The sequence below is a fragment of the Aeromicrobium sp. REDSEA-S32_B7 genome (genome assembly GCF_001626145.1).
In the GTDB taxonomy this organism is placed as follows: domain Bacteria; phylum Actinomycetota; class Actinomycetes; order Propionibacteriales; family Nocardioidaceae; genus Aeromicrobium; species Aeromicrobium erythreum.
This window is the reverse complement of the sequence record NZ_LUNF01000128.1, coordinates 1-9,114: the sequence shown is the minus strand read 5'-3', so window position 1 is coordinate 9,114 and position 9,114 is coordinate 1. Positions and strand designations below refer to the sequence as shown.

Here is a 9,114-nt window from a genome sequence, read left to right as displayed (position 1 = left end):
GCCGCGAAGCTCATCGGGTAGCGCTCGGCGAGGGTGCTCACCGAGTGCTCGCCGGCCAGGACGCGCCGCAGGATGTCGCGTCGGGTCCGGTCGGCCAGGGCGTGGAACAGGGCGTCGGCCCGGTCCTCGTCCTGCTCGCTGTTCATGACCACAATCTACAACCAAACGGTTGTAGATTGTCAACCCTGCGGACGGACGGATCCGGTTGGGCCCTGGCGAGCCGCCTGCGGTATGGTTTCTCGTCGTTGCCCACCTCGGTGGTCGACACCCTTGGCAGGTTGCCCGAGCGGCCAAAGGGAGCTGACTGTAAATCAGCCGGCATTGCCTTCAGAGGTTCGAATCCTCTACCTGCCACAGCGCCAGACGCTGGAACCGACGGCCCCGTCGGGCGAGAGCCCGCCGGGGCCGTCGGGTTTGTCCCCGACGTTCTCCGACGCCAGTGCCGTCATCGGACGTGGGCGAGCCAGAGCCTGAGGTCGTCGACGAGGAGGTCCGGTGCCTCGAGGGGCACCAGGTGCCCGGCCCCGGGGAGCGTGAACACGTCGACGGGGCCCGCGAGCCGGTCCGCGAGCTCGTCCGCCTGCTCCACCGGGAGCCACGGGTCCTGCTCACCCCAGCCGACGCGCACCGGACAGCGCGTGTGCCCGAGCCGCTCGACGACCGGCCGCGTGTGGGCGGGGCCCAGCCGTGCGACCTGTGCGTAGAAGGCGCGCTGGCCGTGCGGGGTGGTCCACGGGGCGACGAGCTCGTCGACCTGGTGGGCGTCGAGCGACCCCCGGATGGCGCCAGCCACGTACTCCCGCACGAGGGCTGCGTGGAGCGGCGCGGGCAAGGCGGCGAACACTGCCTCGTGCTCCGCGACCAGCCGGAAGAACGGCGAGCCCCACGGGTCGAGCGTCACGACGTCGAGCAGGTACAGCGACGCGAACGCCGACCCCTCGAGCAGGTGCGCTCCGAGGGCCACGGCGCCCCCGACGTCGTGCGCGACGACGTGCGGGGCCCTCAGGTCCCAGTGCTGCAGGAGCGTCACGAGCCGGCGTCGCTGCGCCTCGAGGTCGACCGCCGGGTCCTGTCCGGGGGGACCGGTGGGGATCGAGGCGCCGTAGCCGGGCATGTCCCACAGCAGCACGCGGTGGGTCGCCGCGAGCGCGTGCGCGACGGGCGCCCACACCGCCGCCGACCACGGCGTGCCGTGGCACAGGACGACGTCGCCGACGGGCTCGGTCCGCGACGGCTCGAGGACGTAGGTGGCGACGCGGACCCCGTCGAGGTCGACGTACCGCGGTGCAGGAAGACGGCCGGGAGGGGACATGCGTCGCACGCTAGGACTTCAGGTCGACCTGAAGTCAAGGTGGCACGATGGTCCCGTGAGAGTCGGAGCAGCCGCCGAGCGGGTCGGCGTCGCAGCCCACGTCCTGCGGCACTGGGAGGACGAGGGCGTTGTCGTGCCCGACCGCACGCCTGCCGGGCACCGCGTCTACACCGACGAGCATCTGCACCGTCTCGAGATCGTCCGGTCGTGCCAGCGCGTCGGCCTGCGCCTGTGGCAGATCCGGCTGGTCCTGCACCGCGACGCGGAGGGCCGGGACGACGTCATCGCGCAGCACCTCGAGCACCTGCGACGCCAGAGAGCCGAGCTCGACGCGGCCGAGGCCTTCCTCACGCACGTGCTCACGTGCGAGCACGACCTGATGAGCCGGTGCGAGCGCTGCTCGGCCTTTCCGTCCGACTGACCGCCGCGCGGCCGTGTACCCACGACGGCCCTCGTCACGCGTGCGAGTTCGTCACCCGACGTCGAGGGGCGGCCTCGCCCGACCCGACCTACCGTCGATCCATGACGGGGACGACGCGCTGCAGCCACGACGACATCGCTCGGCTGTTCGGGGTGGAACGGCTCGAGGACTGGCAGGCCGAGGCGATCGACGCGGCGTGCTCGGGGCGGGACACGGTCGTGCTCGCGCCGACGGGGTCGGGCAAGTCGCTGGTCTACCTCGTCGCCGGACGGTGCGCGGGCGGCTGGACGCTCGTCGTCTCGCCGCTCCTGGCGCTGCAGTCGGACCAGCAGGCGCACGCCGAGGAGGCCGAGGGCGTCCGGGCCGAGTGCCTCGACGGCTCCGTGCGCAGTCGCAGGCGCCAGGCGCTGCTCGACGACGTCGCCGCGTGCTCCGTCGACTACCTCTACCTCTCGCCCGAGCAGCTCGCCAACGACGAGGTGGCCGACGCGCTCGCCGCCTGCCCGCCTGGCCTCGTCGTGGTGGACGAGGCGCACTGCGTGTCGGAGTGGGGGCACGACTTCCGGCCCGACTACCTGCGACTGGGCGAGCTCCTCACGCGGCTCGACGCCTCCGGCGGCGACGAGTCGGGGCGTGACGGGTCGGACGGTGACAGGTCGGGGCGGCCCGTCCGCCTGGCGCTGACCGCGACGGCCGCGCCGCCGGTGCTCGACTCGATCTCCGAGCGGCTCGGCATGCACGACCCGACCCTGGTCTCGACGTCGATCGTCCGGCCGACGCTGGAGCTGCGGGTGCGTCAGGCGTCCGACGACGACGCGGTGCGCCGCCAGGTGCTGGAGTGCGTCGGCGAGGGCGTGGCCCTCGTCTACACCCGGACGCGCCGAGCGGCGGAGGAGGTGGCGGACCTGCTGGTCGCCGAGGGGCGCGACGCCGTGGCGTACCACGCGGGCCTGTCGCGCAGACGTCGTCAGGAGGTGCAGGACGCCTTCTTCGCCGACGAGGTCGAGGTGGTCGTGGCGACCTCGGCGTTCGGCATGGGCATCGACAAGCCCGACGTCCGCTGGGTCGTGCACGCCGGTGCGCCGGCGTCCGTCGACACCTACGTGCAGGAGGCCGGACGCGCGGGCCGCGACGGGGAGCCCGCCGTCGCCACGCTCGTGCACCGTCCGGAGGACCGCGCCCTCGGACGCTTCTTCGCGGCCGCGGTGCCGAAGCGGGGCACGGTCTCGAAGGTGCTGCGGGCGGCGCGCGACGTCGGCACCGATCCGCGCGAGGTCGCGGAGTCCGCCGGGGTCGGTCGGGCCACGGCGGCGCGCGTGCTCAACCTCCTCGACCTGGACGAGAGCCTGGACGACGTGACAGCGCAGCAGCTGGTCGAGCGCGCGGAGGAACGGCGTCGGCTGGAGGAGTCGCGGGTGGAGATGGTGCGCGAGTACGCCGAGACCCGCCGCTGCCGCTGGTCATGGGTCGCCGGGTACTTCGGCCAGCAGGCCGACGACTGCGGTGTGTGCGACCGCTGCCTCGAGGGCGTCGTCGAGTCCGCGGACGCAGGCACTCATGGCGCCCACCTGGAGCACCCGACCTTCGGCCCGGGCGCCGTCGTCGACGCCGACGCCGAGCACGTGACCGTGCTGTTCGACCACGAGGGCTACAAGACCCTCTCGCGCGACTTCGTGGAGGCGTCGCACCTGCTCGACGAGCCGGAGGCCGAGCCCGAGCCCGCGTGAGCAGTTCCCTCGTTTCGGAACGTCATCGCCCGTTCTCGTCCTAAGAAAGGGCGATGACGTTCCGCAACGGGGGAGGTCTAGGCCAGCGCCTCCTCGAGCGACGCCGGGGTGAGTCCGTGCGCCTCGGCCACGGGGGTGTTGGTGACCGAGCCGGCGTGGGTGTTGAGGCCCTTGGCCAGGCTCGCGTCGGCGCGCAGGGCCTCGCGCCAGCCGTGGTCGGCGAGCGCCACCGTGTACGGCAGCGTCGCGTTGGTCAGCGCGTAGGTCGACGTGTGCGGGACGGCGCCGGGCATGTTCGCCACGCAGTAGAACGTCGAGCCGTGCACCGTGAACGTGGGGTCGTCGTGCGTGGTCGGTCGGGTGTCCTCGAAGCAGCCGCCCTGGTCGACGGCGATGTCGACGAGCACCGACCCCGGCTTCATCTGCGCGACGAGGTCGTTGCTCACCAGCTTCGGGGCGGCCGCGCCGGCGACCAGCACCGCGCCGATGACCAGGTCGGCCTGGCGGACCTGCTCCTCCAGGACGTAGGTCGACGACGCGAGCCCGTGCACCTGGTTGTTGTAGCGCCAGAACGACATGCGCAGCTTCTCGAGGTCGGTGTCGAGGAGGGTGACGTCGGCGCCCATGCCGAGCGCGATGTTGGCGGCGTTCTGGCCGGAGACGCCCGCGCCGATGATCACCACCTTGGCGTTGGTGACACCGCCCACGCCACCGAGCAGCACGCCGCGTCCGCCCTGCGCCTTGAGCAGCGAGTGCGCGCCGACCTGCGGCGCGAGGCATCCGGCCACCTCCGACATCGGGTACAGCAGCGGGAGGCCGCCGCTCGGCAGCTGCACGGTCTCGTAGGCGATGCCGGTGGTGCCGGCGTCGACGAGCGCCTCGGTGAGGGGGCGGTCGGCCGCGAGGTGCAGGTAGGTGAAGAGGGTCAGGTCGTCGCGCAGCAGCGGGTACTCCGACGCGATGGGCTCCTTGACCTTGAGCACCATCTCGGCCTCGCCCCAGACGTCCTCCGCGCGGTCGAGGAGGCGTGCGCCCGCCCGCTCGTACTCCTCGTCGGTGATCGACGAGCCGAGACCCGCGCCCCTCTGCACGTGCACGTCGTGCCCGTGGGCCACGAGCTCGTGGACGCCCACGGGCGTGAGGGCCACGCGGTACTCGTGGTTCTTGACTTCCTTCGGCACTCCGACGCGCATGGCACTCCTTCGACGATCGACTGGTGGTGACCATCCTGGAGATTCCGGCCCCCCGTCGGAGAAAAGTCCGCACGATCGTCGAGATGGGGCGCTGGTGCCGACTATCGTTCGTCCATGGCTGGTGTCGCGGGCGGTCCGTCGAACGGCTCGGGCACGAGCGCGACCGGCTCGCGCGCCATCACGCTCGACGACATCGACCGTCGGCTCCTCGACGTGCTCGCCGACGACGCCCGCGTGCCGAACAACGTGCTGGCCGAGCGGGTCGGCATCGCGCCGTCGACGTGCTCGCTGCGCCTGCGGCGGCTGGTGTCGAGCGGGGTGGTCCGCGGCTTCCACGCCGACCTCGACCCTGCCGCCGTCGGTCGGCCCATCCAGGCGATGATCGCCGTGCGGCTGCAGCCGGCGGCCCGCGCCGACATCGGCTCGGTCGCGCCCCGGCTCGCCGCGCTGCCCGGCGTGCTCAACGTCTTCTTCCTCGCCGGCGACGACGACTTCCTCATCCAGGTCGCGCTCCCGTCGCCGGACGCCCTGCGCGCCTTCGTCATCGACCACCTCAGCGCCTCGCGGGAGTTCACGTCGACCGAGACGAGCCTGGTGTTCGAGCACGTGCGGGGCTCGGCGTCGACCTGGGACGTCCGTTCCGTCTGAGCTCCTGGATCTTGACGGTCGACGTGAGTGTGGTCTGCCCTTGGCGATGTGGACCGGACTGAGTCGCACGGAGTGGTCACGACGCTGCGGCAGAAGGTGTAGGAGGAACTCGTGTTCAAGGGGTGTGCCGCAGTGGGTGGGTCACTGGTGTTGATGCTGGCACTCCTTCCAGCGGGGTCTGCCCCGGCAGCAGAGCCGGACGATCCGCCGGGCCTTGGAGAGTGCCCGTTCGTATCGACGATTTTCATCGCACTGGACCATGGGACTGCGCGCGATGCGCTTGAGGTCGCGGAGGATGTCGGGGCGGACGACGACCGGTGCGCGACGATGTCCGTTCGATCAGCCGACGGTGCAACCGTCATGGCGAGCGAAGCGGTCGGGGGATACAAGACCTTCACACTCGACTCGCCGACGTTCACGGCGAGCGACTCTCAGGGGAGGTTCACGGCGCAGGTCCGTTACGCCAACACCAAGCTTCCCGTCCAGTTCCACTTCAGGCTTTCGAGCGGTCTGAGAGCGGTGGCTGTCGGTGGTAGGACCGCCGTGGGAAGGAGAACACCGGTGAACTGCACCTACGACAAGCGGGGCGTAGGAGCGCGTTATGAGTTCCATTGGAGCTGCTCGAGCCATAGCAAGAACACGAAGTACGACTGGCGAGGGACGTATGCCTTCGACGTCAACGTCGGCGGTAGGACGGGAAGGGCCGTCGTCACCAACCGCTTCGGATACGTCGTGACGACGGTACGAGGCTAAAATCGTCGATGCTCAGCTGGCCGACTGGACGGTAAGGGTTGCCACGGGTCCCGCGAGGGAGAAGGTTCCAGAAGTAGACCCCGGGCCTCCGCCAGCCACCCGTCCCATCGACCACCTCAGCGCCTCGCGGGAGTTCACGTCGACCGAGACGAGCCTGGTGTTCGAGCACGTGCGCGGGTCGGGGTCGGGGCTGGGCTGAACTGACGTGACGATTTGGCGGATCTTCGCCCGTTCGCCCACGCTCGGACCCTTCGCGGCGGTAGACATCCGCTGAGGACCGCGACCGTCGCGCTCCCGTGACGAGAGGTGTCGACGATGAACTACGTGGTCCTGCAGGTGACGCTCAAGGAGAAGTTCCTCGGCACCAAGTCGGGCAACCTGTCCGAGCTGGAGAGTGCGATCAACGCCCAGGCGGCGCAGGGCTACCGCCTGCACACCATCACCACGGCGTCGGCGAAGAGCTCAGGGCTGGGTGGCGGCGACCGCATCCAGGCGACGATGGTCTTCGAGAAGCTCTGAGCGAGGGCCGGCCTAGCGCTCGGGCTCGTCGTTCCCCGTCGCCAGCACGGCTACCCGCCGAGCTGCTGGGTGGCGACGGTGAGCGACTCCGCCTCGTCCGCGAGCACGTCGTCGTCCGGGTCGTCGCCGACCCGGTCGCGCAGGTCGGCGGCGGAGACGATCTCGAGGGCTCCCTCGTCGTCACCCCCGTCCACGACCCTGACCTCGCCCTCGACGAGCCCGAGGAAGCAGTCGGGTGACGCGGCGAGGAGGTTGCGGAGGTGGCGTGGGGTGACGGTCTGCGGTTCGCTCATGCCTGCATCGTTCCCCGCCACGCCCGCGTGAATCGTCGGGTCAGCCCGGCCAGTCGACGCTGAGGTACTGCGTCTCGGTGTACTCCGCCAGGCCCTCGCGGGCGCCCTCGCGGCCGAGGCCGCTCTGCTTCACCCCGCCGAACGGGGCGGAGGGGTCGGAGACGAGCCCGCGGTTCACGCCGACCATGCCGGCGTCGAACGCCTCCCCGAGGCGGATCGCTCGCTGCAGGTCGCCGGAGAAGACGTAGGAGGCCAGCCCCATCTCGCTCGCGTTCACGAGGGCGAGCAGCTCCTCGTCGGTGCGCCACGTGACGATCGGCGCGACCGGCCCGAACAGCTCGTGGTCGAGGATCGCGGCGTCGGCGGGGACGTCGACCAGCACGGTCGGCGCGAAGAAGTGGCCCGGCGCATCGGGGACGGGCGCCTGGTGGCTGATCCGGGCCCCGGCGACCACGGCGTCGCCGACCACGTCGGCGAGCGTCTCGACGGCGGCTGCGGAGATCAGCGGGCCGACCGCCGCGCCCGACCGTGCCGGACCGACCGTCAGCTGCTCGACCTCGGCTCCGAAGCGCTCGACGAACGCGTCGACGACGTCGGCGTGCACGTAGAACCGGTTGGCGGCCGTGCAGGCCTGCCCGCCGCCGCGGAACTTGGCGACCATCGCCCCGGCCACGGCGGCGTCGAGGTCGGCGTCGTCGGCCACGACGAACGGTGCGTTGCCGCCCAGCTCCATCGAGGCGTTGACGACACGCTCCGCCGCCTGGCCCAGGAGGATGGAGCCCACCCGGGTGGACCCGGTGAACGAGATCTTGCGGACGCGCGGGTCGCCGAGCCAGTGGCCGACGACGCCTGCCGCGTCGGTGGTGGGCACGACGTTGACGACGCCGTCGGGCACGCCGGCCTCCGCGAGCAGGGCCGCACGACGATGGTCGTTCGTATGGGCGACCGCGATCTTGGCGCGATCGGTCTGATGGACACGCCGCGCGAAGCGGCGCGCACCGCGATCGCCAAACTGCGCGAGCTCGGCATCGGCCGGATGATCATGATTTCGGGCGATCACCAGAAGGTCGCGGAATCGATTGCCGCCGAGGTCGGGATCGACGAGGCCTGGGGCGACCTGATGCCCGATCAGAAGGTCGACGCCATTCGCGACCTCAAGGCGCAGCAGCCGGTCGCCATGGTCGGTGACGGCGTCAATGACGCACCGGCGATGGCGAGCGCCACCGTCGGGATCGCGATGGGCGCCGCGGGGTCCGATGTTGCCCTCGAAACCGCCGACGTCGCGCTGATGGCCGATGACCTCGCTCATCTGCCGTTCGCGATCGGACTTAGCCGCCAGACGCGCCGCATCATCCGCCAGAATCTGGTGGTCAGCCTCGGCGTCGTCGTGGTCCTCGTGCCGGCGACGATCTTCGGACTCGGAATCGGTGCGGCGGTCGCGGCGCACGAAGGCTCGACCCTCGTCGTCGTCGCCAACGCGCTTCGCCTGCTCGCCTATCGCGATCGCAGCATGGGCTGAGGGCGCACAGTCGCGGTGGGATCGAACCGGAAGGGGGAGAGAGGATGAACTTCAAGAATATCTCGGCCTGGTCCATCCGGAACCCGATCCCGCCGCTCGTCATGTTCTTCGGTCTGACGGTGGCGGGCATCGTCTCCTTCCTCATGATGGGGGTCCAGAGGTCACGCAGCGTGTCGAGGCGGCGGTGCGGACGATCGAGGGGATCGACGAGCTCAATTCGACGGTTACCGAAGGCCAGTCGCAGACCTTCGTCCAGTTCGCGATCGGCACGCCGATCGACCGGGCGGTGACTGACATTCGCGACAAGATCACCCAGATCCGCAGCAACCTGCCGAACGGCATCCTCGAACCGCAGGTTATCCGCCTCTCTACCTCGGGCAACACGCTTGCCTATTGGTCGGCTTCGGCCACCGATATGACGCTCGAGGAATTGAGCTGGTATGTCGACAATGTCGTCGCGAAGCGGCTGATCGCGGTCCCCGGCATGGGCGACGCCTATCGCCGGGGCGGCGTCAGCCGCGAAATCCGCGTCATCCTCAACCCCGAACGCATGCGCGCCTACGGCCTTACCGCCGCCGCGGTGAACACCCAGCTCGTCCAGCTCAATGTCAATGCGGCCGGCGGCCGGATGGAGGTCGCGGGCTCCGAGCAGGCGGTGCGTATCCTCGGGAACGCGAGCAGCGCCAACGCGCTCGGCGAGACGCTAATCTCGGTCGGGACGAACCGGAC

The 9,114-nt window shown here is 70.6% G+C and carries 11 protein-coding genes and 1 tRNA gene; 8 read left to right on the top strand and 4 right to left on the bottom strand.

Annotated features, from left to right (window positions below; all coding sequences use genetic code 11):
* Window positions 1–272: 272 nt before the first annotated feature.
* Window positions 273–354 (top strand) — tRNA-Tyr (locus A6Q79_RS09280).
* A 91-nt stretch (window positions 355–445) separates the two neighbouring features.
* On the opposite strand, the gene A6Q79_RS09275 is transcribed toward A6Q79_RS09280, so the two are convergent.
* Complete coding sequence (locus tag A6Q79_RS09275; RefSeq protein ID WP_067854647.1) at window positions 446–1,312, bottom strand: alpha/beta fold hydrolase; 867 nt, start codon at window positions 1,310–1,312, stop codon at window positions 446–448.
* A gap of 55 nt (window positions 1,313–1,367) precedes the next feature.
* Here A6Q79_RS09275 and A6Q79_RS09270 point away from each other — a divergent pair, with 55 nt between their 5' ends.
* A complete protein-coding gene (locus A6Q79_RS09270; RefSeq protein ID WP_067854650.1) occupies window positions 1,368–1,733 on the top strand; it encodes a MerR family transcriptional regulator in 366 nt (121 codons plus the stop codon).
* A gap of 101 nt (window positions 1,734–1,834) precedes the next feature.
* Entirely contained in the window at window positions 1,835–3,460 is a 1,626-nt protein-coding gene (locus A6Q79_RS09265) for an ATP-dependent DNA helicase RecQ (protein ID WP_067854653.1), read from the top strand.
* Between the two features lie 77 nt (window positions 3,461–3,537).
* Here the strand turns inward: A6Q79_RS09265 and ald are convergent, their stop codons facing one another.
* A complete protein-coding gene (ald, locus tag A6Q79_RS09260) occupies window positions 3,538–4,653 on the bottom strand; it encodes an alanine dehydrogenase (RefSeq protein ID WP_286689587.1) in 1,116 nt (371 codons plus the stop codon).
* A 114-nt stretch (window positions 4,654–4,767) separates the two neighbouring features.
* Between ald and A6Q79_RS09255 the strand changes: the two genes are divergently transcribed.
* From A6Q79_RS09255 to A6Q79_RS09245, 3 genes are all read left to right on the top strand, one after another.
* Window positions 4,768–5,301, top strand: a complete 534-nt coding sequence (locus tag A6Q79_RS09255) for an Lrp/AsnC family transcriptional regulator (RefSeq protein WP_286689586.1) — start codon at window positions 4,768–4,770, stop codon at window positions 5,299–5,301.
* Between the two features lie 111 nt (window positions 5,302–5,412).
* Window positions 5,413–6,054: a hypothetical protein gene (locus A6Q79_RS09250; RefSeq protein WP_286689585.1), complete on the top strand. Its 642-nt coding sequence runs from the start codon at window positions 5,413–5,415 to the stop codon at window positions 6,052–6,054.
* Window positions 6,055–6,369: 315 nt separating this feature from the next.
* Complete coding sequence (locus A6Q79_RS09245) at window positions 6,370–6,573, top strand: DUF4177 domain-containing protein (RefSeq protein WP_286689584.1); 204 nt, start codon at window positions 6,370–6,372, stop codon at window positions 6,571–6,573.
* 50 nt (window positions 6,574–6,623) lie between these two features.
* Here the strand turns inward: A6Q79_RS09245 and A6Q79_RS09240 are convergent, their stop codons facing one another.
* Together A6Q79_RS09240 and A6Q79_RS09235 are read right to left on the bottom strand one after the other, a co-directional pair.
* Window positions 6,624–6,866, bottom strand: a complete 243-nt coding sequence (locus tag A6Q79_RS09240) for a hypothetical protein (RefSeq protein ID WP_286689583.1) — start codon at window positions 6,864–6,866, stop codon at window positions 6,624–6,626.
* 40 nt (window positions 6,867–6,906) lie between these two features.
* On the bottom strand, window positions 6,907–7,761 hold the full coding sequence (locus tag A6Q79_RS09235; RefSeq protein WP_317697916.1) for an aldehyde dehydrogenase family protein: 855 nt from the start codon (window positions 7,759–7,761) through the stop codon (window positions 6,907–6,909).
* Between the two features lie 42 nt (window positions 7,762–7,803).
* On the opposite strand from A6Q79_RS09235, the gene A6Q79_RS09230 reads away from it, so the two are divergent.
* Window positions 7,804–8,385: an HAD-IC family P-type ATPase gene (locus A6Q79_RS09230; RefSeq protein WP_317697914.1), complete on the top strand. Its 582-nt coding sequence runs from the start codon at window positions 7,804–7,806 to the stop codon at window positions 8,383–8,385.
* 184 nt (window positions 8,386–8,569) lie between these two features.
* Window positions 8,570–9,114, top strand: a 545-nt coding sequence (locus A6Q79_RS09225; protein ID WP_317697912.1) for an efflux RND transporter permease subunit, incomplete at its 3' end; no start/stop codon positions are given.

Excerpts from the sequence above, each read along its gene's own strand:
- A6Q79_RS09275 (WP_067854647.1), bottom strand. The coding sequence starts at position 1,312 with ATGTCCCCTCCCGGCCGTCTTCCTGCACCGCGGTACGTCGACCTCGAC.
- A6Q79_RS09265 (WP_067854653.1), top strand. The coding sequence starts at position 1,835 with ATGACGGGGACGACGCGCTGCAGCCACGACGACATCGCTCGGCTGTTC.
- ald (WP_286689587.1), bottom strand. The coding sequence starts at position 4,653 with ATGCGCGTCGGAGTGCCGAAGGAAGTCAAGAACCACGAGTACCGCGTG.
- A6Q79_RS09255 (WP_286689586.1), top strand. The coding sequence starts at position 4,768 with ATGGCTGGTGTCGCGGGCGGTCCGTCGAACGGCTCGGGCACGAGCGCG.
- A6Q79_RS09245 (WP_286689584.1), top strand. The coding sequence starts at position 6,370 with ATGAACTACGTGGTCCTGCAGGTGACGCTCAAGGAGAAGTTCCTCGGC.
- A6Q79_RS09240 (WP_286689583.1), bottom strand. The coding sequence starts at position 6,866 with ATGAGCGAACCGCAGACCGTCACCCCACGCCACCTCCGCAACCTCCTC.
- A6Q79_RS09230 (WP_317697914.1), top strand. The coding sequence starts at position 7,804 with ATGGGCGACCGCGATCTTGGCGCGATCGGTCTGATGGACACGCCGCGC.